Annotated in this window: 20 protein-coding genes and 2 pseudogenes; 5 read left to right on the top strand and 17 right to left on the bottom strand. The window is 64.8% G+C overall.

What is annotated here, in order from left to right; genetic code table 11:
• Positions 1–390: 390 nt before the first annotated feature.
• The 4 genes from XI03_RS23155 to acuR all read right to left on the bottom strand — a co-directional run bounded on the left by XI03_RS23155 (position 391) and on the right by acuR (position 3,321).
• On the bottom strand, positions 391–1,137 hold the full coding sequence (locus tag XI03_RS23155) for a CoA-transferase (RefSeq protein WP_271593439.1): 747 nt from the start codon (positions 1,135–1,137) through the stop codon (positions 391–393).
• Entirely contained in the window at positions 1,134–1,940 is an 807-nt protein-coding gene (locus tag XI03_RS23150; RefSeq protein WP_271593438.1) for a CoA transferase subunit A, read from the bottom strand. The genes XI03_RS23155 and XI03_RS23150 overlap by 4 nt, the downstream gene beginning before the upstream one ends.
• Before the next feature lie 111 nt (positions 1,941–2,051).
• Positions 2,052–2,627 (bottom strand): peroxidase-related enzyme, encoded by a 576-nt coding sequence (locus XI03_RS23145; protein WP_271593437.1) that lies wholly within the window; start codon positions 2,625–2,627, stop codon positions 2,052–2,054.
• A gap of 7 nt (positions 2,628–2,634) precedes the next feature.
• Positions 2,635–3,321: an acrylate utilization transcriptional regulator AcuR gene (acuR, locus tag XI03_RS23140; RefSeq protein WP_442869736.1), complete on the bottom strand. Its 687-nt coding sequence runs from the start codon at positions 3,319–3,321 to the stop codon at positions 2,635–2,637.
• Between the two features lie 192 nt (positions 3,322–3,513).
• On the opposite strand from acuR, the gene XI03_RS23135 reads away from it, so the two are divergent.
• The gene (locus XI03_RS23135; RefSeq protein WP_271593435.1) at positions 3,514–4,989 is read left to right on the top strand and encodes an FAD-binding oxidoreductase; all 1,476 of its coding nucleotides are present in this window, start codon (positions 3,514–3,516) and stop codon (positions 4,987–4,989) included.
• A gap of 99 nt (positions 4,990–5,088) precedes the next feature.
• Here XI03_RS23135 and XI03_RS23130 read toward each other — a convergent pair whose 3' ends face one another.
• From XI03_RS23130 to XI03_RS23115, 4 genes are all read right to left on the bottom strand, one after another.
• Positions 5,089–5,682 carry a hypothetical protein gene (locus XI03_RS23130; protein WP_271593434.1) on the bottom strand — a complete coding sequence of 198 codons (594 nt, stop codon included), beginning with the start codon at positions 5,680–5,682 and terminating at the stop codon, positions 5,089–5,091.
• Positions 5,683–5,969: 287 nt separating this feature from the next.
• Positions 5,970–7,667, bottom strand: coding sequence for a GMC family oxidoreductase (locus tag XI03_RS23125; protein ID WP_271593433.1), 1,698 nt, complete (start codon positions 7,665–7,667; stop codon positions 5,970–5,972).
• Positions 7,668–7,936: 269 nt separating this feature from the next.
• A complete protein-coding gene (locus tag XI03_RS23120; RefSeq protein ID WP_271593432.1) occupies positions 7,937–9,496 on the bottom strand; it encodes an acyl-CoA carboxylase subunit beta in 1,560 nt (519 codons plus the stop codon).
• Positions 9,426–10,400, bottom strand: coding sequence for an IclR family transcriptional regulator (locus XI03_RS23115; protein ID WP_028145144.1), 975 nt, complete (start codon positions 10,398–10,400; stop codon positions 9,426–9,428). Before XI03_RS23115 ends, XI03_RS23120 begins: the two co-directional genes overlap by 71 nt.
• 94 nt (positions 10,401–10,494) lie before the next feature.
• Here XI03_RS23115 and XI03_RS23110 point away from each other — a divergent pair.
• The 4 genes and pseudogenes from XI03_RS23110 to glsA form a co-directional block, all read left to right on the top strand.
• Positions 10,495–10,713: pseudogene (locus tag XI03_RS23110) on the top strand (acetyl-CoA carboxylase biotin carboxyl carrier protein subunit); the annotation flags it as partial.
• Positions 10,714–11,033: 320 nt separating this feature from the next.
• Complete coding sequence (locus XI03_RS23105) at positions 11,034–12,200, top strand: TAXI family TRAP transporter solute-binding subunit (protein WP_038946423.1); 1,167 nt, start codon at positions 11,034–11,036, stop codon at positions 12,198–12,200.
• Between the two features lie 166 nt (positions 12,201–12,366).
• Positions 12,367–14,442 (top strand): TRAP transporter permease, encoded by a 2,076-nt coding sequence (locus tag XI03_RS23100; RefSeq protein WP_097668162.1) that lies wholly within the window; start codon positions 12,367–12,369, stop codon positions 14,440–14,442.
• A 21-nt stretch (positions 14,443–14,463) separates the two neighbouring features.
• The gene (gene glsA, locus XI03_RS23095) at positions 14,464–16,311 is read left to right on the top strand and encodes a glutaminase A (protein ID WP_271593431.1); all 1,848 of its coding nucleotides are present in this window, start codon (positions 14,464–14,466) and stop codon (positions 16,309–16,311) included.
• Positions 16,312–16,518: 207 nt separating this feature from the next.
• Here the strand turns inward: glsA and XI03_RS23090 are convergent, their stop codons facing one another.
• The 9 genes and pseudogenes from XI03_RS23090 to XI03_RS23050 form a co-directional block, all read right to left on the bottom strand.
• On the bottom strand, positions 16,519–16,821 hold the full coding sequence (locus XI03_RS23090; protein WP_271593430.1) for a nucleoside triphosphate pyrophosphohydrolase family protein: 303 nt from the start codon (positions 16,819–16,821) through the stop codon (positions 16,519–16,521).
• Positions 16,822–16,847: 26 nt separating this feature from the next.
• Complete coding sequence (locus XI03_RS23085; RefSeq protein WP_271593429.1) at positions 16,848–17,375, bottom strand: carboxymuconolactone decarboxylase family protein; 528 nt, start codon at positions 17,373–17,375, stop codon at positions 16,848–16,850.
• Positions 17,376–17,856: 481 nt separating this feature from the next.
• Complete coding sequence (locus XI03_RS23080; RefSeq protein ID WP_271593428.1) at positions 17,857–18,216, bottom strand: Zn-ribbon domain-containing OB-fold protein; 360 nt, start codon at positions 18,214–18,216, stop codon at positions 17,857–17,859.
• Positions 18,213–19,350: pseudogene (locus XI03_RS23075) on the bottom strand (thiolase family protein). Before XI03_RS23075 ends, XI03_RS23080 begins: the two are co-directional and overlap by 4 nt.
• 145 nt (positions 19,351–19,495) lie before the next feature.
• Positions 19,496–20,695, bottom strand: coding sequence for a CaiB/BaiF CoA transferase family protein (locus XI03_RS23070; protein WP_038946418.1), 1,200 nt, complete (start codon positions 20,693–20,695; stop codon positions 19,496–19,498).
• A gap of 127 nt (positions 20,696–20,822) precedes the next feature.
• Positions 20,823–21,029, bottom strand: coding sequence for a hypothetical protein (locus tag XI03_RS23065; RefSeq protein WP_028145154.1), 207 nt, complete (start codon positions 21,027–21,029; stop codon positions 20,823–20,825).
• A 122-nt stretch (positions 21,030–21,151) separates the two neighbouring features.
• Positions 21,152–22,321, bottom strand: a complete 1,170-nt coding sequence (locus XI03_RS23060; protein WP_028145155.1) for an acetyl-CoA acetyltransferase — start codon at positions 22,319–22,321, stop codon at positions 21,152–21,154.
• A 61-nt stretch (positions 22,322–22,382) separates the two neighbouring features.
• Positions 22,383–23,033 (bottom strand): bifunctional 4-hydroxy-2-oxoglutarate aldolase/2-dehydro-3-deoxy-phosphogluconate aldolase, encoded by a 651-nt coding sequence (gene eda, locus XI03_RS23055; RefSeq protein WP_028145156.1) that lies wholly within the window; start codon positions 23,031–23,033, stop codon positions 22,383–22,385.
• Positions 23,034–23,046: 13 nt separating this feature from the next.
• On the bottom strand, positions 23,047–24,021 hold the full coding sequence (locus XI03_RS23050) for a sugar kinase (protein ID WP_271593427.1): 975 nt from the start codon (positions 24,019–24,021) through the stop codon (positions 23,047–23,049).
• Positions 24,022–24,029: the final 8 nt, after the last annotated feature.

The raw sequence follows: 24,029 nt of genomic DNA, 5'->3' as shown, positions 1-24,029 counted from the left end.
TCTGTAAAGTCTGAGCGCGTTCTACGCCCTGATGGCCGCGGGAAGTTGTCGAAGATGTTTAGAAATGTTGCAGAGAATGCCTGAACGTTGCCGGGATCGACGCATCAGCCGGTAATGAAGCCGATATCGCCGCGGCAAGTTCCAGGCTGTCCCGCTCGGCCGCAAATACCCCGCGGGAGCGCAGGGCAATCGCATACGGCATTTTCCGCCAGCCGAGCGCGCGCCTCGTCCTTCGAGACGACCGCTTTGCGGTCTCCTCAGGATGAGGCTAAGCGGCATCGGTGCCCGTTGAGAGTGCTGCCGCACACTCCGTCCTCATCCTGAGGGCCCGCCAACGGCGGGCGTCTCGAAGGATGGCCACAGAGAACGTCGCCGAAGCGAAATCCCGCCTCAGTTCGGACCGGGCATATTGCCCGCGAACTGCGGATAGCACTCGCGCAGTTCCTCGCGGATTCGCCCCCGGATCAAAGCAAGCGTCGCCTCGTCCGGCAGCGGCGTCGTGACCTCGCATCTCTCGTTGTCGTACGAGAATCCCGTCGTGCCTCGAATGTCGCGCCAACCATATCCCGGATGCGTGCTCTCGAGGCGGAAACGTCCCGCTTCTCGGTCGAAGGAAAACAACGCCGCATTGGTCAGCAGGGCATGAGGGCCGCCTCGCCGATAGACCGTCTCGTCGGTAACTCCAGGCGCGGAGACGAAGTCCACGCGCTCCACCAGGGATCGCAGGCTGTGCTCTTCGCGGAACAGAATGACCCGCGGCACCAGGAAGTACAGATAGGCGGAGCCGAACGAGCCGGGCCACCTGACCGGATTGTTTGGATAGTCGCCGGTGCCAACGAGATTGACGTTGCCCTGGCCGTCGATCTGGCCGCCGCCGAGAAAGAAGGCGTCGAGGCGCCCCTGCGCAGCGCAATCGAACAGCTCCTCGGCACCGCCAGTGAAGGAATTGTGCTTGACCGACCCGAGGATCGAGACCTGCACCTGCTCCAACCCGTCACGCTGGTTGAGCGCACGCAACAGCATCGCTCCCGCCGCCGGCATCGGCGAGGATTGACCGACTGCAACATGCCGCACGCCCTTCAGCAGCCGCGAGATCGTATGGATCATCAACTCGCGGCTGGTGCACGCCGCGCTCATGCCGCGCTCCTCGCGCCCCGGATGTAGGCCTGGAACCCTTCCGGCGAGCGCGCCGCGCGCGCGTATTTCTCGACTTCCTGTCCATCCCTGGGATATTCGGCGTAAAGCCCGGTGGGCCATCCACCGTTCTTCAGCTGTGCCACCGCGCTCACATAGATCGCGGGCAGGACGCCCGCGGCCATCTTCTCGTCCTCGAGCAGCGACGTCTCGGAGATGCGCTCCACGGTCACGAAGGCCTGCTTCGACGCATGGGCCAGCAGCATCGTTTCGCGCCGGCGGCCCAGCCGGACATTGCCGAACCGGTCTGCTTCAGGCGCATGAAACAAAGCCATATCGGGCTGGATCGCCGAGACCACGACGATCTTCTCGCCGTCGTCGAACGGATTGGACGTCACCTTCCAGTCGTAGCGCTTATCCAGGACGTCGCTGCCGATGATGCCGCGGATCGGCATGAACGGAACGCCCTTCTCCGCGGCCGTCAACCCTGCGAACACCGCGGGACAAGTGGCATCACGGAGGCGAATGGATCCGTCGCGGACAGCCCGGCTGAAGCAGGGCGCGCCGCCGGCTTCGCCGAGACTGACGGCGCTCGTCTCCAGCGTTGCCACGGCGCCGGCGCCGATGAGCATGTCGACCTGCATGCCGCCGATCGGTGCGCAGACCACATGGAGATCGCGAATGCCGCGATCGATCAGCATCCGAACCAGTCCTGGTGCCGCGGCGTAGTCGTCCGGCGCCAGGCCGAGCTTGCACCCCGAGGGTATCATCTCCGCCATCTCTCGCGGCGTTACGAAGTCTGTCATCTCTTCACCTCTCCCTCGATTTCCAGTCAGGCCCATCGAACAAGATCGACGTCCGGACTCGTCCGCATCATCCGAGCCGTGGCGCCGCCGATTGTGAACATGCGGACCCGGTCAACCACGTCCCATGTTGTAGAACTCCGGGTTCGGACGCATGCTGGTGACGTTGGCAAGCCGGTTGGAGAGACCGAAGAAGGCCGAGATCGCGGCAATGTCCCAGATGTCGTCTTCCGTGAACCCGTGCGATTTCAGCGTGGCGAAATCGGATTCGGAAACCTTGTAGGCCTCGGTCGAAACGCGCACGGCGAAATCGAGCATCGCCTTCTGCCGGTCGGTGATATCCGCCTTGCGGTAGTTGACCGCGACCTGGTCGGCGATCAGCGGATCCTTGGCGCGGATCCGCAGGATCGCGCCATGGGCGACGACGCAATACTGGCATTGATTGAGGTTGCTGGTCGCAACCACGATCATTTCCCGCTCGGCCTTGGTGAGGTTGCCGGGCTTGTCCATGAGCGCGTCGTGATAGGCAAAAAACGCGCGAAACTCGTCCGGCCGGTGCGCCAGCACGAGAAACACGTTCGGAATGAAGCCGGACTTCTCCTGGACGGCGACGATGCGGGCGCGGATGTCCTCTGGCATGTCGGCCAGATCAGGGACAGGGAAGCGGCTGATGGCAAGTGCCTGGGTCATGGCCTGGTTATCCTCGGTACTCGTCGATGGAAATCGGTACGATCACGCGTTCCTTCGCCTGGATCATGGCGAGAAATCCTCGCGCGAAGACGTCGAGCGCGTCGGGGCGCCTTTCCAGCTTCGCCCGCAGCACCGCGCCCTCCCAGCCGATCCAGAAGAACTGCGCGAGGCTGTCGCAATCGACGCCTTCGGGGACGTCGCCCGCCTGCTGCGCCGCGCGGAGGCAGCGTGAGGTCCGCGCCTCCCAATCCCTGAAGACGGCGGCGAGGCGCTTTCGGAACGGCTCCGGCAGCGCCCCCATCTCTTGCCCGAGATTGCCGACGAGACAGCCACGTCGATAGCCGTAGCGAGCCATGCCCGAGCGCGCGTCTGCGATGAAATCGCGCAGGCGATCCAGCGGAGCCCGCTCTGTGTCGTCGAACCATCGATCCAGCTTGCGGGCGAAATAGGCGGCATAGGCATCGATCAGCTCGAGGCCAAAAGCCTCCTTGCTGCCGAAGTAATGATAGAACGACCCTTTCGGCACGTCCGCGGAGTCCAGGATTTCCTCGACGCCGACGGCGCTGAATCCCTTCTCGGTCAGTATAGCAACGCCCGTCCGCAACAGACGCGCGCGCGGCGCATTCGGCTGCGACTGGTCCTTGGGAGGACGCCCCCGTCGGCACGGCTCTGAAACCGAGGCTGCTCCATTCATCAAGATTTATTAGACCGATTGTCTTGCAAATTCAACCGCTCGTCGTCCCAAGGCTCAACTCTCCCGCGGACCGCATTCGTCACCGGCTGCAGTTCGAGACATCTTGCCGTTAGACTCCCCGCGCCAAACGTGGACAATACCCGAGCACGTTACGTGCGCAGTGCACACCAAGATGCGCCAGGGGAAACGAAAATGCCGGCTGCCTTTCCGTCGTCCGAACCCACCATTCCGACCGCTCCCTTGACGGCCGAGATGCGCGATGCGTTGCGCGCGATCGTGGGTGAGAAGGGCCTCATCGAGGACGCGCACGGCAAGCAGCCATTCGTGACGGATTGGCGGGGACTGCTGGTTGGCGGTGCCGGCGCCGTCGTCCGTCCTGGCAGCACCGAGGAGGTCTCGAAAGTGGTCCGGCTTTGCCATGAGCACGGCGTCGCCATCGTGCCACAGGGTGGCAACACCGGCCTGATGGGTGGGGCAACGCCCTGGCCTGCACACACCGGCATCGTGTTGTCGCTCGGCCGCATGAACCGCGTGCTGGACGTCGATCCCGTCGGCTACGCGATGACGGTCGAGGCCGGCTGCGTGCTGCAGACACTTCAAGAGACGGCGAGCCGGCACGACAGGTTCCTGCCGCTCAGCCTCGGCGCCCAGGGCTCGTGCATGATCGGCGGCAATCTATCGACCAACGCCGGCGGCGTGCAGGTGCTGCGCTATGGCAATGCCCGCAATCTCGTGCTGGGTCTCGAGGTCGTGCTGGCGAGCGGCGAGATCTGGGACGGATTGCGCGCGCTCAAGAAGGACAACACCGGCTATGACCTCAAGCACCTCTTCATGGGCGCCGAGGGCACGCTGGGCATCATCACCAAAGCCGTGCTCAAGCTGTGGCCGGCGCCGAAGGACGTCTCTACGTCGTGGCTGGCGATCCGCGATCCGCGCGCGGCCCTCGAGATCCTGTCGGAAGCGCACAGCGCGTCCGAGGACAATGTCGGCTCCTGCGAGCTGATGAGCCGGGCCGCCATCGACATGGTGCTGCGCCATATTCCCGGCACCCAGGATCCTCTCAAGGCCGACACGCCATGGTACCTGCTGCTGGAATGGTCGTCCTCGCGGGCGCGCCAGGACGGCGCGGAGGGCATGTCCGAGAAGATGGAGCAGTTTCTTGGCCATCAACTCGAGGCCGGCCGCGTGCTCGATGCGGTGATCGCCCACACGGTCGGTCAAGCGCGCAACATGTGGCGCATCCGCGAAAGTGTCGCCGAGGCGTCCCGGGCCGAAGGTCCGGGGCTCAGCTTCGATGTGTCGGTGGCCATCTCCAAGATTCCGGAGTTCATCGCCAAGGGCACCACGGCGGTGCTCGATATTCTCCCGACCATCAGGCCCTATCCTTTGGGGCACATCGGCGATGGCAATCTGCATTTTTCGTTCATGGGGCCATCAGGCATGGATCAGCAGACGCTGACCCAATACAAGGGGGCCATCACGCGGGCCGTGAACGATCTCGTCACCTCGATGGGCGGCTCGATCTCGGCGGAACACGGCATCGGCATCGACAAGCTCGACGAGCTCAGCCATTACCGCTCGAAGACCGAGCTCGACATCATGCGAACCATCAAGCGCGCGCTCGATCCGCAGAACATCATGAATCCCGGCAAGGTGCTGCGGCTGTGACCGACGCTGCGCCCCGCGCCGACGATCGGTCGAGCGTGGGCAGGTCGCAACGATGTTGCGACCCGTCCGCGATCTTGTCGAGAGTGGTGTCCGCGGCCCTCAAGCCGCCGAACCGCCGTGCGGATTGACGATCGCATACCCTCGCAATGAACGTGCGTGGATTCGCGTGGCGTGTCCGCCCGAGTTGGCGTCATAGGCCATCCAGACATCGCCTCCGAGGTGCTGCTCCAGAACGAAAACGTGTCCCCGTCGCGCAGCAACCATTCCCGGTGCGGGTGATGTCCGCGGAAATCGCAGCCAATTGGCCGCAAGATTCAATTCCGGCATGATACGACCGAACACGCGCAGAGCCGCGCCGCAGCCGCAGAAGGACGAAGGGCAACCTGCCGGACGACCACCGACGACGCGAGCCCCGGAGGCACTGGAGACGGTCGCCGGCGTGGCGGCGCCCCCAGCATCGGTCACTGTCAGTTGCGTCGAGCGGTACGCTTGCAGTGACGGCCTGGAATTCAGTGAGTATCTGGAAGTAATTGAAGACTTGAAAGTCCGCTCGCGCTGCATCTGCGAATACGAGAAGTCGCAAGGCATGGTGACGTTGCATTCGGAAGCATGATGAATGCGATAAGGTCGCGCTTCCGAAGTAACAGAGCTCAAGGCAACGAAGAGGTACGCAGAAATTACTAGCCTGTACATTGCAGGACTCCAAAATAGAGTGGTCCTGCCCCAGGCAACGAGAAACCAATAACAGTTTGGCTGAAATGGGCCTAAAGAGCGGCTGAAAATGGCTGCGTCCGCGCGACGCTGTCTGCAATCGTCATAGCCTACAAATAGCGACCGAAATGATTAACTCGCAGAGAACGAATGAACGCTCGGCGCGTCCAACGCACGGCATGCAATCAAGTCCGGTTCGCATGGGTCGTGGATTCCGCAGCAAGCTCGCCTCGTCACCGCGCTGCCCGTGATCGGCACGACGCCGCCATTCACTGCATCATCGCAGCTGCGATCTTCTCCGCCGACATCAACACGGGAAAGTTGGTGTTGGCGCATGGCACCACCGGAAAGATCGAGGCGTCGACGACGCGCAGGCCCTGGATGCCCTTGACGCGGCCCTGATTGTCGACCACCGCCATCGGATCGTCGGCCCGGCCCATGCGGCATGAGCAGGAGGCGTGCCAGACGCCGATGGTCGCCTTGCGCACGAAGGCTTCCAGCGCCTCGTCGTCGTTCATCACCTGATCGAAGGTAAAACCCTCGACCACGAAATTGTCGATCATGTAGTGACGCAGCGCCGCCGGTCCGTCCATCAAGGTCGCGGCGATCTTGGTCAAGATCCTGTTCCTGGTGTTGACCACGCCGATCTTGCGGACCTTGTCCGTATAGGCGGCCGGGAACGGCTTGTCCGTCACCGCCTTGACCACGTCGCTCATCTGCACCGCCGCCATCTTGCGGAAGCCGCTCATCAGGCGATCGAGATCGCGCCGGTCGGACAACAGGTTGAACTCGACGATCGGCTCTGCCGACGGATCGCGCGAGGCCAGCTTGACCTGTCCGGTCTCGGAATAGGTCTTGTTGACGAAGGTCAAGAGCGAACCGATCTGCTCGCCGACCGCATGCCAGGCCGACTTGGAGAGCAGGACGACGAACATGTCGCCCTTCGGCACACCTTCGAGACCCGACGAGTAGCGCAGGCCAAGCTGCATGTGGCGCCTGGTGTGCTCGTTCATGCGCGCGCCGCGGCGGACAAAGGACGACAGCGAGATCGAGGGATGATCCATCAGGCGCTGGCCGACGCCCGGCAGTCCCACCAGCACGGGAATCCCCATATCCTTGAGATGGCCGACCGGCCCGATGCCGGCGCGGAGCAGATGCGCCGGCGAATGGATGGCGCCGCTGGAGAGGATGATCTCGCGTCCACGGAATTCCTGCTCGCGTCCGTCCACGACGGCCTTCACGCCGACGCATCGCGTCCCCTCGAACTGCAGCTCGCGCACTTGCGTGTTGGTGGAGATCGTGAGATTGGCGCGCTGGCGGGTGTCGCGGTCGAGATAGCCCATCGCGGCCGAGACGCGCTGCTCGGCCTGATTGGAATGCGTCACCGGGAAATAACCGTCGACGAACTCGCCGTTCTGGTCCGGCAGGAATCGGTGGCCGGCCTGCTGGAAGGCATCGGCGAAGGCCTGCGAATGCCGCGTCCAGTGCTCGCGCGGGATGCGGCGCACCGGGATCCGGCCATCCTTGCCATGGTACGGTCCGTCGAAATCGAGATCGCGCTCGACCTTCTTGAAGAAGGGCAGCACGTCGTTCCAGGTCCACCCTTCGGCGCCGCGCGCGTCCCATTCGTCGTAATCGGTGGGAGCACCGCGGTTGGCCATCTGGCCGTTGATCGATGAGCCGCCGCCGAGCACGCGCGCCTGCTCGTATTTGCGCAAGGGAGGCCGGCCCACGTGCGGGTTGTTGTGGCTGACGACCTGCGTCGTGACCTTGAGCTCGGTCCAGTGGAAGCGCGGATCGAAATAGGCCGTGCCCGGATAGCTGTCCCTGATCTCGGCCGGCTCGTTGCCGGGCGGCGTGTCCTGCCCGGCTTCGCACAGCAGGACCTTGTTGGCACTCTTCGCGGAGAGCCGGTGGGCCAGCACGGACCCCGCCGAGCCGCCGCCCACGATAATGAAGTCATACACGATGGCGTTTCCTGTTGTTCTTGTTGGCGGAGCTTAACGCGTTATTGTTTTGCCGTGGAAGGGCTTTGGATCGCACCGGCGCAGCTTCTCGTGTCCCGGACGCGCCGCAACGCGTAGCGTTGCTGCGCAGAGCCGGGACCCAGGAGGCTCCGGACTCGCTGTGGCATGGGCCCCGGCTCTGCAGCGCACCACCGCCGGACGATGCTTCGCATCTTCGGCGGCGCTGCGCTGCGTCCGGGGCACGAGCGTCACGGCTTGGCACACGGTGCCTACGGCCTGATCGAAAAGTTCTCCGGCGGCCCGGCTTTTCGCAGCGGCTCGGCGAGGCGCGCGAACTCGCACAGCAGCGACCTTGTCTTGCGGGGATCGATGATCTCCTCGACCCAGAATTTTTCGGCCGAGCGGAACGGCGAGCGCAGCTTGTTGAGGCGCTCCTCGATCTCCTTGAGCTTCTCCGCCTTGTCCTCGGCAGCATCAATGTCGGCGCGGTAGGCAGCCTCGATGCCGCCTTCGAGCGGCAGCGAGCCCCAATAGGCCGACGGCCAGGCATAGCGGATCGAGAAGCGGTCGGCCGGCTGGTGCACGACACCCGCAACACCAAACGCGTTGCGCAGGATCACGGTGCACCAGGGCACGGTGGTCTGGTTCACCGCAGCCATGGCGCGAACGCCGTGGCGGATGGTGGCGGCCTTCTCGGCATCGAGGCCGATCATGAAGCCCGGGCAGTCCATGAGATAGACGACCGGCAGATGAAAAGTTTCGGCGAAGTCGACCCAGCGCACCACCTTCTGGCAGGCATCCGCCGTCCAGGAGCCGCCATAATGAAAGCTATCGCTGGCGAGGACCAGCACCGCCCTGCCCTCGAGTCGCGCGAGACCGACGATGATGGGCTTGCCGAAATTCGTGCCGACCTCGAAGAACGAGCCCTTGTCCACGACGGACTCGATAATGGGCCGCATCTTGTAGACCTGCTTGCGGTTGCGCGGCACCGCGTTCATCAGCGCCTCTTCGGAGCGCTCGGGATTGTCGGTACAGGGCAAGGTCGGCGGCAGCTCATAGACCGATGACGGCAGATAGGACAGGAAGCGCCGCGCGCAGGCGAACGCCTCTTCTTCCGTATCGACGGCATGATCGACCGCGCCGGCGCGGGTCTGGATGTCGGCGCCGCCGAGCTCCTCCTTCGATAGGTCCTGCCCGAGCGCCTTCACCACCGGCGGCCCCGCGACGAACATCGCGGACTTCCTCGTCATGATCGAATAGTGGCTGGCGGCAAGCCGCGCGGCACCGAGCCCTGCGACCGAGCCAAGGCCGAGGGCGACCACGGGAACGCGCGACAAATTCTCCGTCGTGAAGCGATACCAGCGCGTGCCGCCGATGCCTCCAGGCAGATTCGCCGCGCCCTTGGTCTCGATGGTCTTGACCGAACCGCCGCCGCCGGAGCCCTCGATGATGCGGACGATCGGCAGGCGGAAATCATGCGCCATCTCCTCCGCCATCAGCGGCTTTGCGGAAATGGACGCATCTGCCGAGCCGCCCCGTACCGTAAAGTCGTCGCCGACCACAACCACGGTGCGGCCGTCGACGCGCGCGCGGCCGAACACGCAGTTCGCCGGCGTCAGTTTCTGCAGCTCGCCGCTGCTATCGTACTCACCGATGCCGGAGACGGCACCGATCTCGTGGAAGCTGCCGCGATCGATCAGCTTGTCGATACGCTCCCGAACAGTCAGCCGGCCCTGGTCATGCTGTCGCTTGACCTTGTCAACGCCGCCCATCTCCCGCGCGAAGGCTTCGCGCCGGGCGAGCTCGTCGAGTTCCGGCTTCCAGTTCATTCACTCCCTCCGAATTGATCGGCTTGTTATTGTTGTGCACGGCCATTGCGACCGGTTTACGCGGGATGCGGTTGTTGAAGGCGTCGCCTTCCGCGCCCTCCATCAGGCTGCCGAGCGAACGGCCGAGCTCGAGCATCAGGGGTGCGACTTCAGCATGCAGCCGCTGCTCGTCATACATCGTGGACAGAAGGCCGATCGTGATGACGACGTAGGTCTGGTACTGCGGCGACCAGATCGGCACCGCGAGCCCGTTGATGTGCGGGCTCCAGAGGCCACAGGCCACGACATATCCGCGCTCACGCAACATCTGCCGATTGGCTTCAATGCGGGGTTTCAGGATCTTCGCAGCCTCGGGCGCTTCCCGTTCCACGTCCGCGATGAAGGCATCGCCGATCTCCGGCGCCAGCGCCGCGGTGTAGGCCGCGCCCGCGGCGGTCGAGGCCATCGAGATGCGGCTGCCGGTGCCCTCGTGCAGGCCGAGGGCGGTCGGCGAGCGCGCGAACTGCAGATAGACCAGATGGAAGCGATCGGGCACGACGAGGCCGACTGTGCCCGGCAGCTGCTCGGCGACTTCCTGAAGCCGTTGCCGGATCATGCTGCGCAGCTGCGCGCCCTTCATCATCGAGGCACTCATCGCCACCGCGCTCGGGCCGATGCGATATTTCTGATCGCGCGGCAGGTAGACCAGCTGGCCCATCCGCGTCAGCGTGTGCGTGAGCCGCGACACCGTCGAGCGCGGCAGGCCGCAGCGATTTGAAATCTCGAGATTGCCGAGCCTTGCCTCGTGGCCCTCGAAGCATCGCAACACGTCGAACGCGCGCGAGACCACCTGGATGACATCACCCTCACCGGCATCGCCAGCGAGCACACCTTGCCTACTCAACCGCTCGGATCGTCGTCCCATGTTCCCTACCGTTTGTTCCGCTGTGCGGAATTAAATTCCACTTGCAGACGACGCTACCTCAGGCATTTTGCGACGACAACAAAAAGGCGATGGCATGCCAGAAATTAAGATCGTCACGGAGGTCGCCGGGCGCGTCTGCGCAACTCCCGTGCAAGTTGGAGGAACCGTTGCGGATGGCGATGACGTTGTAATCGTCGAAGCCATGAAGATGGAGATACCGGTATCCTCGCCCGCGAACGGCACCATCACATCGCTTCTGGTGAAACTCGACGACGTCGTTGCCGAGGGACAGGCGGTCGCGATTGTCGCGAGCTGCAGTGCGTTCTCTTCGTGGCCATCCTTCGAGACGCCCGCTACGGCGGGCTCCTCGGGATGAGGTCTGTTTTCGCCGCAGATTCGTAGACCTCATGGTGAGGAGCGCCGCTTACGGCGCGTCTCGAACCATGGGCCGAGCACTCCGTATTCGCCGCGAGGCCGCATCCTCCGCGACAATGTGTCAGCCCGATGCGTCGCATTCCCGGTACGGCGTTGCCATCGCCTGATGCGGGTGACATGATCCGTCGCGAACAAAACTCTGTTTCAAACAAAGAACGAAATTCTTCGCGGCAAACGCGACGATCATTGGAGGGAAACATGCTTCGTGGGCTGCTCATGCTCGCGCCTGCCTTGGTGGCGGGCATCTCTTTTGCGTCTACACGCTATTCGTTCGCCGAAGACATCAAGCTGCCGGCGACGTTGACGTTCACCGCCTATGACACCGGAACGGCCGGCTTCAACATCGCCGTCGGCGTCGGCAAGATGATGAAGGACAAATACGGCACCGATGTGCGCGTGCTGCCCGCAGGGAACGACGTCGCCCGCCTCGCGCCGCTGCGCGCCAAGCGCGCCGTATCCTCGGCGATGGGATCCGGCACCTACTTCGCGCAGGAAGGCATGTTCGAGTTCGGCGCGAAGGAATGGGGTCCGCAGCCGCTTCAGATCCTGCTCTCGACCGTCGACTGCAATTGCGGATCGCTCGGCGTCGCCGCCGACACCGGTGTGAAGGAGCTGAAGGACCTCAAGGGCAAGCGTGTCGGCTTCGTGGTCGGCTCACCCGCGCTGAACCAGAACTCGCTCGCAGTGCTCGCCTTCGCCGGGCTGACGCAGAAGGACGTCAAGGCCGTCGAATTCGCGAGCTACGGCGCGATGTGGAAAGGCCTAATCAACAACGACGTCGATGCCGCTTTCGGCACCACCATCACCGGCCCCGCCAAGGAAGCCGAGACCTCGCCGCGCGGCCTGATCTGGCCGCCGCTGCCCGCCAAGGACAAGGAAGGCTGGGCTCGGATGCAGAAGGTCGGCTCGTTCTTCTTCCCGCAAGTCGCGACCTGCGGCGCCGGCATCTCGCCGGACAAGCCGGTCGAGCTCGGCAACTACCCCTACCCGATCTTCGTCGCCTATGCCTCGCAGCCGGCCGACCAGGTCTATGCGATCACCAAGGCGATGATCACAAATTACGATGCCTACAAGGACTCCGCGCCCGGCGCCGGCGGCCTCGCGGCCGACCGCCAGACCAAGAACTGGGTGGTGCCGGTGCATCCCGGCTCGGTGAAGGCGCTGAAGGAAGCCGGGCAATGGAGCGATGCGCAGGAGGCGCACAACAACAAGCTGATCAAGCGGCAGGAGGTGCTGGCAGCTGCGTGGGCCGATTACGGCAAGTCCAACCCGCCGTCGGACGACAAGGCGTTTCTCGACGGCTGGATGAAGGCGCGCGCGACGGCGCTTGCGAAAGCCGACATGCCGAACGGGTTCGAGGATTAGAGTGTGCCGACATTGAGCTTGACCGTTGCTTCGCGTCAGGTGCGCCGCCTCTCCCGCTTGCGGGAGAGGTTGAGCGAGCTCGCGGCCGCATTCGAGTCAACCAACGGCTATTCGCCTAATTAGTTACCAGCCCAATTAGTTACCAGCCCACGCGCGGGGTCGATTGATGTCTTCCGTTTCCACCTCCACTGCCCCGCAAGACGAGACCAAGCGGGTCGTATTCGACGATCCACATGGCGCGGCCGGCAACATGCAGGAGGCCGAAGTCACGCGCGTGCGCACCTTGCGCGGCGCCTGGCGCTGGACGCTGGTCGCTGCGACCGCGGCCACGATCCTGCTCTGCATCAACCAGCAATTCTCGTTGCGCTTCTTCATCGGCTACACCCAGCTCAACACGGAGTATTTCTATCTCCTGATCGCGTTGATGCTGCCCTTCACCTTCCTGATCTTTCCGGGCTCCGAGCGCGCCCCGCTCGACCGGATTCCCTGGTACGACCTCGTCTTGTTCGCCGCGACTTTCGCCGCAGCGCTGCTGCTGATGTCGAACGTGCGCAAGGCGGCGGAGGCCGGTTGGGAATTCGGCGGCGCGCCGAACAACGTGATCGCCGCGGGGCTCGTGATGTGGGTGATGCTGATGGAGGCGCTGCGCCGCACCGGCGGCTGGAGCCTGCTGTTGAGCGTGCTCCCCTTCACCGTCTATCCGCTGTTCGCCGAATCCAGCTGGCTCGGCCCTTTCCGCGGCACGCAATCGACGTTGGAGCAGGCGACCGCCTATCACGTGCTGTCGGGCGAGAGCCTGCTCGGCATTCCGATCCAGGCCTTCGCCGATACCGTGATCGGCTTCCTCGTATTCGGCACTGCGCTGATGATGACGGGCGCCGGCAAATTCTTCATCAACCTCTCTTTCGCGATGTGCGGGACGTTCCGCGGCGGCGCGGCCAAGGTCTGCATCTTCGCGAGCGGCCTGCTCGGCATGATGTCGGGCTCGATCATCTCCAACGTGCTGACCGCCGGCACCATGACCATCCCCGTGATGAAGAAGAGCGGCTTTCGCGCCTCCTATGCCGGCGCGATCGAGGCCTGCGCCTCGACCGGCGCGGTGCTGGCGCCGCCGGTGATGGGCGCGACCGCCTTCGTGATCGCGCAGTTCCTCAATATCAGCTACGCCGAGGTCGCGGTCGCCGCGATCATCCCGGCCGCGCTCTATTATGTCGGCCTGTTCATGCAGGTCGATACCTACGCCGCGCGCCACGGGCTGAAGGGGATTCCGCGCGCCGAGCTGCCGCGGATCATGGATACGATCAAGGACGGCTGGTACTACGTCTTCGTCATCGCCCTGCTGATCGTGATGCTGCTCTACTTCAAGCGCGAAAGCCATGCGCCGTTCTACGCGACCGCGCTGCTGCTGGTGCTCAACCAATTCTTCTCCAAGGACACCCGCTGGACCCTTGCGACGATCGGAAAATTCCTCGAGGTCAACGGCCGCACCTTCGTCGAGCTCGTCGGCATCCTCGCCGGCTGCGGTCTCCTGATCGGCGCGTTCTCGATGACCGGAGTGGTGTCGAGCCTTGCTAACGATCTCTTGCATATTGCCGGCGACAATCCCTTCCTGCTGCTCGGCATGTGCGCGGTCACCAGCCTGATCCTCGGCCTCGGGCTGACGACGACGGCCTGCTACATCTTCCTTGCCATCCTGGTCGCGCCCGCACTGGAGAAGCTCGGGCTGAACAAGATGGCCGTGCACATGTTCATCTTCTATTGGGGCATGCTGTCCTCGATCACCCCGCCGGTCGCGATCGCCTCCTTCGCGGCCGCAGGCATTGCCGGCTCGCCGGCGATGAAGACGGGCTGGGAATCGATGTGGGTCGGCAGCATCATCTATTTCATCCCGTTCTTCTTCGTGCTTAATCCGGCGCTGGTGCTGCAAGGGCCGAGCCCGTATCTCGCCGGTCTCGGCCTGATGGGACTTGCTGCGTTCGGCACGCTGTTCATCTGCGGCGGCATCCAGGGCTATCAGCCCTTCGTCGGGGACTTACGCAGCGCCGGCGGGCTGGAATGGCCGATCCGCGTTCTGCTGGTGATCGGCGGCTTCGTGGTGGCGACACCGGGCGGCGGGATCATGCCGCTGTCGCAGCTGCAGGTGACGCTGCTGGGCCTTGCCATCCTTGCACCCACGGTTCTGCTCGCCCTGCTGCTGGTCCGGCGGCAGGCCGTGGTACCGAACGGGTTGCGCATACCCTGATTGCGTTGCACAAGAGAGGCGATGACCCCGCTCTCTCCTCTCGCCGCCGCCTGGACCCGCTCGAAGCCGCCCTTGCTGCGGTTTCTGAATAATTGCCTCAACGAATTCTCTGCCGAAACGTCAGGCACGGTCGCCGACTACATTCCCGAGCTGAGCAAGGCTGATCCTGCCTATTTTGGCATCAGCCTCGCCACGCTCGACGGCCATGTCTACGAGGTCGGCGACTCCAGGGTGCCCTTCACCATCCAGTCGATGTCAAAACCGTTCGTGTTCGCGCTGGCGCTCGACCTGCTCGGCGCCGGCAGGGTCGAGAGCGCGATCGGCGTCGAACCGTCGGGCGATCCTTTCAACTCGATCCGGCTCAATTCCGAGAACCACCCGTTCAATCCGATGGTCAATGCCGGCGCGATCGCCTGCACCGGGCTGATCTACGACAGCAAGGGCGCAGATGCCTTCGAGCAGATACGCCTGGCGCTGAGCCGCTTCGCCGGTCGCGATCTCGCCGTGGACGAGGCTGTCTACGGCTCGGAGAGCCAGACCGGTGACCGCAACCGCGCGATCGGTTATCTGCTGAAGACCAACGCGGTGATCTCGGACAATGTCGCAGGCGTGCTCGACGTCTATTTCCGGCAATGCGCGGTGCTGGTCACCGCGCGCGACATCGCGGTGATGGCGGCGACCCTCGCCAATCGCGGCGTCAATCCGGTCACGGGCGAGCAGGTGCTGACGCCTTACGCGATCTCCCGCACGCTGTCGGTGATGACGTCCTCGGGCATGTACGACTATGCCGGCGAATGGATTTACCGGATCGGCATTCCCGCCAAGAGCGGCGTCGGCGGCGGCATCCTCGCCGCCCTCCCCGCCCGCCTCGGGCTCGGCAGCTATTCGCCAAGGCTCGACAAGCACGGCAACAGCGTGCGCGGCATCAAGGTCTGTGAGGCGCTGTCCTCACATTACGATCTGCACATGCTCAACCGCAGCGACGATGCGCGCAACGCCGTCATCGCCGACTACGATATCGGCAAGAGCCCGTCGCGCCGCGTGCGCCGGCCGCAGGAGCGCGAGATTCTCGCCGCCCATGAGCAGGAGGTGCGGATCATCGAGCTGGTCGGCACGCTGTCACTGTCCGCGGTCGACTACGTCTCCCGGCGGCTTGCGGGGCGGCCCCGTCCGCAATTCGTGATCTTCGATCTGCACCGCGTCACCTCCACCACGCGCGCCGGGGCGCGGCTCGTCGCCGAAGCGTTCGAGGAGCTCGCGGCGCTGAATGTCACGGTGGTGCTGTCGGGCGTCAGGCGCGCATCCAAGGAATGGGACACGTTGCGGGAATGGACGGCCGAGCTGAAGAACGTCCGCGACTTCTACCTGCTCGACACCGCGATCGAATGGGCCGAAGACCAGATCGTCTACCGCTACGGCGGCTCGATCGACTTCCACGAGACCACCGAGCTTGCCGAGCAACCGCTGCTCGAGGGCCTCGGCGAGGACGAGCTGACGGACCTCGCCTCGATCTGCAACATCCGCACCTATCAGTCCGGCGCGAAGATTCTCACCACGGGCGATCCCGCCGATTCCCTGTTCTTCCTGCGCAGCGGCGCCGTGCACGTCACGCTCCCCGACGGCGTGCGGCTGGCGACGCTGACCGCGGGCATGGCGTTCGGCGAAATGGCGCTGCTGGAGTCCACGCGCTCGGCCGACGTCTTCGCCGACATGGCAGCGACTGCCTATGAGGCTCCGCTGCAGGAATTTGAACGCTTCCGCCAGCAGCACCCGCACGCCAGCGAGCGCATCATGCGCAACCTCGCCCAGCTGCTCGCCGATCGCCTGATCGTGGCGAATGCGAAGGTGGACATCCTGACATCGACGTGAGCTGCAGCGTTCTTGGATTTTGCGCGAGCTGAGCGCGCGCCTCGTCCTTCGAGACGACCTCTTCGCGGTCTCCTCAGGATGAGGCTAAGCAGTAGCGGTGCTCGTCGAAACCGCTGCCGCGCATTCGGTCCTCATCCTGAGGGCCCGCCACCGGCGGGCGTCTCGAAGGATGGCGACAGGGAGGCGATCGACCGCCCCTACCTCGCCCTAGCGGCTCGCCGCCTCGCTCAGCCGTCGCTTGATCTTCGCCGCGCTTTTCTCGAGCAGTTCGGACGGTGCCTGCCCGGTCGTCGCGCAGAGGCAGGCCCAGTAATAGATGACGTCGCCGAGCTCATCGACGAGGCCAGCCTTGTCGAGCCAGTCATCGCGCAACAGCTTCTTGATGTGCTCGGCCACCTCGCCGGCCTCGCCCGCGAGGCCGAGACCGAGATAGGACAGCCGCTCGTTGGACGGATGTTCATCGACTTTCGCAACGCTCGCGGCCCAGGCCGCATATTCATCGATCGTCATTGGCATCCCTCGCCGCGGTGCTTCGATCAGCCCACCACTTCGGTAACGGGCTGGAGATCGATCTCAAACGTCTCCAGGAATTTTGACGTCATGATGTAGAAGCCGACCGAGAGCTGGAGCTCGACCAGCGCGGCCGGCGTCAGCTTCGCTGCGATCGCCTTGAAGGTCGCATCCGTCGGCTTCTTGAGTTTCACGATCTCGTCGGTGAAGGCGAGCGCGGCGCGCTGCACCTCGTTGAAGCACGTCGCCGCCTCCCAGTTTTCGAGCGCCTCGTTCTGCGCGTCGGTGACGCCGACATTCTTGCCGATCCGCTTGTGCGCGACGATCTCGTACGGCGCCTCGCACAAGATGCCGGTGCGGGTGATCGCAAGCTCGCGCACAACCGGATCGAGCTCCCCCTTGTGGCGGATGGCGCCCCCCAGGCGGCAGTACTGCTCGAAATAGCTTGGCGAGTGCGCCATCATGCGGAAGATGTTGGCGTTGCGGTTCTTGTCGAGAATTTCGCGGGTGCGGTCGGATGCCTTGGACGGGTCGCTGTAGTTGATGCGGGCCATGATTTTCCTGAAGTTTTCCCTGATTTTTTGATGCTTTTTGTCGTCGTCCGCGCAAGTTCCCAAAGACTCTATTCGCGCGAGGACGCAGGAGCAACATTATCGAGTCAAATTGCCGCCGCATTGCTGATCGACCCTGACACAGTCGATATTCGCCGCGTGGGGACAAATCACGGTGAATACTCGCAAATGGGGTGTTCCGAGTAAAACAATTGGCCGTCGGGTGTGCTAGCCGCACAACGATGAGTCACGCCCAAGTCTAGGGAGAAAAAGGCATGAAGGAAGCCACCAAGGGGGCGGCCTCGGGAGCGCTCGCGCATATGCTGGCGGTGACGGCGATGCTCGTCATCGCCAGCATCTTGTTCTACGGGCGTTAGTTGGAGTTCTAGAGTTTTCGTCATTCCGGGGTGGCCCTCGCACAGGCCAGGCCCAGAATACCCGTTCCAGGCTCGGTCCCATGACCGCCCCCGAATGACGAATCCCGTTACGTTTCCTTCGTGAAGAACGGCACGAGTTTCCCGGCAAACGGCTTGAAGCTCGCGATGACCGAATCGCCGATGACGAGTCCGTTGTCGCCATGCGCCATCATGCGAAAACCCTCGGCGCAATCGACCAGCAAAATGTTGTAAGGCACCTGTGCGCGCGTCTCGGGTGTGGCGGCGCGGCAGACCAGCGAGCTCGCATAGACCCTTCCCTTGCCGCTGGCGCGCTGCTCGCGCGGATCCGATTCGCCACAAGCCGCGCAGAAGGCGCGGTGGAAATACTGCACATGCCCGCATGAGTTGCAGGTCTGGTAGGTGATGGCCGCCTCGCCCTTGGTCCAGTCTGCCAGACGCCCGCTCATCGCACCCGCTCCAGGAACATGCTCACATGCGACGACAGCACGCCGCCGTCGCCCATGCAGCAACGCGATCGAGGCGTCGCGCACCTGGCGGCAAGCCGCCCGCCCCGTCATCTGCAAATGCGCCTCGACCAGATGCGCCATAGCGCCGCCGACGCCGCAATGGCCATAGCTGAGCAGGCCGCCATGGGTGTTCAGCGGCATCGCGCCGTCGCGGCTGAAATGGCCGGATCGGACGCGGGCTGCGGCCTCGCCGCGGCCGGCAAGACCGAGGTCTTCGAGCAGCATCGCGAGCGTAATGGTAAAACTGTCGTAGATCGCGGCGTAGCGCACATCGGAGATCGCAAGGCCCGCGGCCTTCTTGGCGCGGGCGATGGAGATCTCGGCGCCGAGTTCGCTGAGCGCGGGCGCGGCCGTGACATGCTGATGGGTATGCGCCTGGGCGCAGCCGCGGATGCGCACGCCCGCCTCCCCCGTCCGCTCGCGGCTGATGACGAAGGCGGCGCCGCCGTCGGACACGGGGCAGCAGTCGAGCAGCTTGAGCGGCATCGCCACCGGCTTCGAGGCCATGACGTCGGCAACGGTGATCGGGTCGTGGAATTGCGCGCCGGGATGGGTGCAGGCGTAGCTGCGCATCAGCACGGCGAATTCGGCAAGGTCCTCTTCGGTCACGCCATATTCGTGCATGTACCTGCTAGCGACGAGGCCGTAATAGGCGGGGATCGTTGGTCCAAGCGACACCTCGTAATCGGGATGGCCGACCTGCGCCAGCGCCTGGATCGAGGCATCGCGGCTCTGCCCGGTGAGCCGGTTCTCGCCGGCAACGACCAGCACATGGCGCGCGACGCCCGAGGTGACGAGGTGATGCGCCAGCATCGTCATCGCGAGTCCCGTGGCGCCGCCGACCTGCACGGCGTGAGCGTAACTCGGGCGGATTCCAAAGTGCTCGGCGAACACGGTCGCCAGCATGATGTGCGGCGAGACGGTGGAATAGCCGCAAAGGATGCCGTCGATGTCGGAGCGCTTCAGCCCGGCATCGTCGAGCGCGGCTTGTGCCGCCTGGCTCATCAGGTCGAGCGAGGACGAGCCGTCATGCTTGCCGAAGGGCGTGAGGCCGACGCCGGTGATGAAGCTCATCGTCTCTCTTCCTCGTCATTCCGGGGCGCGCCCCTTGGCGCGAGCCCGGAATCCATACTCCCGATCGTGGTTATGGATTCCGGGCTCGCGACTTCGTCGCGCCCCGGAATGACGGATGAGAGAGTTGTCGCCATCACTTCCTCCCCTACTCCGGCGGCGAGCGCGTGACGCCGTCGCGCACCATGGCGGCGATCTCGTCGGCGGAGTATCCGATCTCGCGAAGAATCTCCGCGCCGTGCTCGTTGAGCCGCGGCGCCAGCCGCACCGGCTCGGCCTCCGTCTCCGACCAGGTCGCGGTCACTTTCATGCTGCGGATCGGACCTTCGGTCGGATGGTCCACGACCGGAAAGAAATTCGTCGCCTCCAGATGCTCGTCGTGCAGGATCGAGGCGAGGTCGTGCATCGGCATGACCGGCACGTCGGCCTTGGTCAGCAGGTCGATCCATTCGGCGGTGGAGCGCGTCTCGAAGATGCGCGCGAGCTCGGCATAGACGACGTCGATATTGGCGGCGCGCCCCGCGAAAGTCGCGAATTTTGGATCGACACGCAGATCATCGCGCGCCGTCGCCTTGAAGAAATTCTCCCACTGCTTGTCGTTGTAGACGATGACGCTGAGATAGCCGTCCGAGGTCTTGTACGGCCTGCGGTCGCGCGAGAGGTGGCGGGCATAGCCGCCCTTGTCGAGCGGCGGCTCGTAGGTGAGCCCGCCCATGTGATCGCCCATGACGAAGCCGGCCATGGTCTCGAACATCGGGATATCGACGCGCTGGCCGCGTCCGGTGCGGTCGCGATGCACGAGACTGGCGCAGATCGCGCCGACGGCGGTGAGGCCGACGATGCGGTCGACCAGCGCGTTCGGCACATAGCGCGGCACGCCGTCGCCGGTCTGCGCCATCAGCGCCGGCAGCGCGGTGGCGCCCTGGATCAGATCGTCATAGGCGGGCTTTGCGGCATACGGGCCATCCTGCCCGAAGCCGAACACGCCGGCATAGACGAGGCGCGGATTGAGGGCGGAGACGACGTCGTAGCCGAGCTGCAGCCGCGCCATCGCCTGGGGGCGGACGTTGTAAACCAATACGTCGGCGTCCTTCAGCAGCCGCAACACGGCCTCGCGGCCCGCGGGCTTCTTCAGATCGAGGCAGATCGAGCGTTTGCTGCGGTTGGTGTTGAGAAACACCGGGCCCATGCCGGCATGGCGCATCGGGCCGATCAGGCGGGTGACGTCGCCGTCGAGCGATTCCACCTTGATGACGTCGGCGCCGTAGTCGCCGAGCATCTGGGTCGCATACGGCCCCATCAGCACGGTGGTCATGTCGATGACCTTGATGCCCTTCAGCGGCCCCATCATTCGCTCCCGATTGCGCGAGGGCCAAGGCGCGGCCCCGCGATTTCGGTCCAGCTAAAGGCAGCGGGGCCGCGCGCACAAGGGCGGCCGGCGTATGGCCGCATGCGCCGCGCGGCGATACCGGCCGCTATTTCTTCTGGCGGGATTCGCGGATCTTGAGGAGCCGGTCGAGCTCTTCGTTCTGCTGGCTGATCCGGTCGGCGATGCGCGACTCGTTCTGCTCGCCTGAGGCGGCCGCGGCCTGCTCGATGAGCTGCCTTATATTGTCCTCGAGGATCGCAATCCGACCGTTGAGTGCGTCCATCGACAGCGAGTCTTCGTAGTCAGTGCTCATGATGCATTTCCGCCAATCAATCAGGAGCCATAGGGTGGGCCAAGCGAAGCGGGCCCACCATGATCTAACGCAAGGAAGAGGGTGGGCACGGCGCCTTCGCGCCTCTGCCCACCCTACAAGACCTACTTCAGCGGCTCCAGCACCGAGACGTAGTTGGCGACCGCGGCGCCGCCCATGTTGAAGATGCCGCCGAGCTTGGCGTTCTTGAGCTGCATGCCCTCGGGCGCCTGGCCTGCGAGCTGCATCGCGGTCATCACATGCATGGAAACGCCGGTGGCGCCGATCGGATGGCCCTTGGCCTTCAGGCCGCCGGACGGATTGACCGGCAGCTTGCCGTCCTTGAGCGTCCAGCCTTCCTTGATGGCGCGGGCGCCCTGCCCCCTCGGCGTCAGCCCCATCGCTTCGTATTCGATCAGCTCGGCCACGGTGAAGCAGTCATGGGTCTCGACGAAGGAGAGATCGGACAGCGTCACCCCGGCCTTCTCCAGCGCGCGCTGCCAGGCAACGGTGCAGCCCTCGAACTGGAGGATGTCGCGCTTGGACATCGGCAGGAAGTCCTGGGCGTGCGCGGTGGCGCGGAAGCCGATCGACTTGGTCATGCCCTTGGCGGTCTCGGCGTCAGCCAGCACCAGCGCGGCGGCGCCGTCGGAGACCAGCGAGCAATCGGTGCGCTTCAGGGGGCCGGCGACGTAGGGGTTCTTCTCGCTCTCGGCGCGGCAGAAGTCGAAACCGAAATCCTTGCGCATCTGGGCGAAGGGATTGGCGACGCCGTTCTTGTGGTTCTTGGCCGCGATCAGCGCCAGGGCGTCGGACTGGTCGCCGTATTTCTGGAAATAGGAGCTGGCGATCTTGCCGAACACGCCGGCGAAGCCGCCGACGGTGTCGCCGTCCTCGGGCAGGTAGGACGCCTTCAGCAGGTTCTTGCCGATCTCGGCGCCCGGGGTGCGGGTCATCTGCTCGACACCGACGACCAGGACGATCTTGGCGGCGCCTGCGGCGATCGCGCGCAGGCCCTGGTGCACGGCGGCAGAACCGGTGGCGCAGGCGTTCTCGACCCGGGTGGCCGGCTTGAAGCGCAGCTTCGGGTCGGCCTGGAGCACCAGCGAGGCGGTAAAATCCTGCGCCGAGAAGCCGGCGTTGAAATGGCCGAGCACGATCTCGTCGACATCGCCGGCCGAAATGCCGGCATCGGCCATCGCCTCATTGGCGACGCGGGTGACGAGGCTTTCGACGGTCTCGGTGTCGAACTTGCCGAACGGCGTATGCGCCCATCCGACGATGCTGGCGGTCATGGTCATGTCTCCCTGGGGTCTCTCTTCCTGAGCTAAGTCTTAGCGCAGGGATGGCAAGACTTCACGCGGGTTTCAGGGCCTTGAGGGTGCGCTGGCAGATGGCAGTTATGCCGGCCCAGTTCCCGGCCTTGATCTCGGCCGTCGGGCACAGCCAGGAACCGCCGACCGCGACCACGTTGGGCTCGGCGAGCCAGCTCGCCGCATTGGCCTCACCGATGCCACCGGTCGGGCAGAACCGCACGTTCGGGAACGGGCCGCCGAGCGAACGCAGGCCCTTGATGCCGCCGGCCTGCTCCGCCGGGAAGAATTTTGCGACGTCGAGGCCGTGCGACAGCGCCAGCATCAGCTCGGACGCCGTGGCGATGCCCGGCGCGAACGGCAGGGAGCTGTGGGCGGCGGCCTTGAGGAGATCGGGGGTCAGGCCCGGGCTGATGCCGAAGGCGACGCCGAGCTTCTCGACACGGGTGAAGTCGGCCGGATTCAGGATCGTGCCGATGCCGACGACCGCCTCCGGGACTTCGGCCATCATCGCCCTCGCCGCCTCGATCGCAACCGGGGTGCGCATGGTCACCTCCAGCGTGCGGACGCCGCCGGCAACCAGCGCGCGCGCCAGCGGCACGGCATCCTGGATCCGCTCGATGGTGAGGACGGGAATGACGGTCGCCGCCTTGAACAGCGCGGCGAGGTGGTTCTGTTGGGCAGTCGTGGTCATAGGGTCTCGATCTTTACTTGGTCGCCTGGCGGGAGGTCGCCGGCCGGTGCCGTTTCTTCGGCGGCATGGCATAGCCCGGAATAATGGCGCCGGAATAGCAGATCACGAGGCTGGCGAGGCGATGCCCGGCCTGGGCGGCCTCGACCGGATCGGAACCGGCGAGCCGGGCCGCGATATAGGCCGCGGCAAAGCTGTCTCCGGCCGCCGTGGTGTCGACGACGGGCTTGGTCATCGGTTCGGCCCGGACCTCATGGGTAGCCCCGGGGAAACGCAGCAGGCTGACGGGCTCGGCGAGCCGGAACACCAGCTCGGGCGTCGGGATGCGTGCCATCAGCTGATCGTTGCTCTCGCCAGGATAGAGCGCGAGCAGGTCCTCGGTCGAGGTCAGCACGATATCGGCGGCGGCGAAAGCAGCCGCAAACACCTCGCGCGCGACGTCGCGGTCCGGCCAACCCCGCGCGCGAAAATTGGTGTCGAACACAAAGCGGGTGCCGAGCAGGCGCGCGCGCTTGATCGCCGCGAACAGCCGCTCGCGCCCGGGCGCATCGTAGATCGAGAGCGTGATCGCGGAGAGATAGACGATGTCGTAGCTCATCAGCGAGTTGAGCAGCTCATCGGTCTCCGGCAGGTTCATCAGCTGGCGCGCCGCCGCGCTGTCGCGCCAGTGGAAGAACTGGCGCTCGCCCTTCGCATCCAGCTGGATCATGTAGAGGCCGGGTAGCTTGCCGGCCAGCCGCACGACACGCCTTGTGCCGACGCCCTCCGCATTCCAGGCCGCGATCATCTCATCGCTGAGGCCGTCATCGCCGAGCGCGGTGAGATAATCGACCTTGACCTCGAGCCGCGCCAGATAGACCGCGGTGTTGAGGGTGTCACCGCCGAAGCCGCGCGAATACAGCCCGCCGCCCTGCCCTTGCCCGGCAGACGCGCCTCCTTGCGCCTGCCTGAGCTCGACCATGCATTCGCCGATGCAAGCAACGCTCGCCATCACCAGGG

This window comes from Bradyrhizobium sp. CCBAU 65884 (genome assembly GCF_028128835.1).
In the GTDB taxonomy this organism is placed as follows: Bacteria; Pseudomonadota; Alphaproteobacteria; order Rhizobiales; family Xanthobacteraceae; genus Bradyrhizobium; species Bradyrhizobium ottawaense.
This window is presented reverse-complemented; position numbering and strand designations above follow the sequence as displayed.

Bases quoted from the DNA above. Each gene is read 5' to 3' on its own strand.
- XI03_RS23155 (WP_271593439.1), bottom strand. From the start codon at position 1,137: ATGAGCGCGGCGTGCACCAGCCGCGAGTTGATGATCCATACGATCTCG.
- XI03_RS23150 (WP_271593438.1), bottom strand. From the start codon at position 1,940: ATGACAGACTTCGTAACGCCGCGAGAGATGGCGGAGATGATACCCTCG.
- XI03_RS23145 (WP_271593437.1), bottom strand. From the start codon at position 2,627: ATGACCCAGGCACTTGCCATCAGCCGCTTCCCTGTCCCTGATCTGGCC.
- acuR (WP_442869736.1), bottom strand. From the start codon at position 3,321: ATGAATGGAGCAGCCTCGGTTTCAGAGCCGTGCCGACGGGGGCGTCCT.
- XI03_RS23135 (WP_271593435.1), top strand. From the start codon at position 3,514: ATGCCGGCTGCCTTTCCGTCGTCCGAACCCACCATTCCGACCGCTCCC.
- XI03_RS23130 (WP_271593434.1), bottom strand. From the start codon at position 5,682: ATGTACAGGCTAGTAATTTCTGCGTACCTCTTCGTTGCCTTGAGCTCT.
- XI03_RS23120 (WP_271593432.1), bottom strand. From the start codon at position 9,496: ATGAACTGGAAGCCGGAACTCGACGAGCTCGCCCGGCGCGAAGCCTTC.
- XI03_RS23115 (WP_028145144.1), bottom strand. From the start codon at position 10,400: ATGGGACGACGATCCGAGCGGTTGAGTAGGCAAGGTGTGCTCGCTGGC.
- XI03_RS23105 (WP_038946423.1), top strand. From the start codon at position 11,034: ATGCTTCGTGGGCTGCTCATGCTCGCGCCTGCCTTGGTGGCGGGCATC.
- XI03_RS23100 (WP_097668162.1), top strand. From the start codon at position 12,367: ATGTCTTCCGTTTCCACCTCCACTGCCCCGCAAGACGAGACCAAGCGG.
- glsA (WP_271593431.1), top strand. From the start codon at position 14,464: ATGACCCCGCTCTCTCCTCTCGCCGCCGCCTGGACCCGCTCGAAGCCG.
- XI03_RS23090 (WP_271593430.1), bottom strand. From the start codon at position 16,821: ATGACGATCGATGAATATGCGGCCTGGGCCGCGAGCGTTGCGAAAGTC.
- XI03_RS23085 (WP_271593429.1), bottom strand. From the start codon at position 17,375: ATGGCCCGCATCAACTACAGCGACCCGTCCAAGGCATCCGACCGCACC.
- XI03_RS23080 (WP_271593428.1), bottom strand. From the start codon at position 18,216: ATGAGCGGGCGTCTGGCAGACTGGACCAAGGGCGAGGCGGCCATCACC.
- XI03_RS23070 (WP_038946418.1), bottom strand. From the start codon at position 20,695: ATGGGGCCGCTGAAGGGCATCAAGGTCATCGACATGACCACCGTGCTG.
- XI03_RS23065 (WP_028145154.1), bottom strand. From the start codon at position 21,029: ATGAGCACTGACTACGAAGACTCGCTGTCGATGGACGCACTCAACGGT.
- XI03_RS23060 (WP_028145155.1), bottom strand. From the start codon at position 22,321: ATGACCGCCAGCATCGTCGGATGGGCGCATACGCCGTTCGGCAAGTTC.
- eda (WP_028145156.1), bottom strand. From the start codon at position 23,033: ATGACCACGACTGCCCAACAGAACCACCTCGCCGCGCTGTTCAAGGCG.
- XI03_RS23050 (WP_271593427.1), bottom strand. From the start codon at position 24,021: ATGGCGAGCGTTGCTTGCATCGGCGAATGCATGGTCGAGCTCAGGCAG.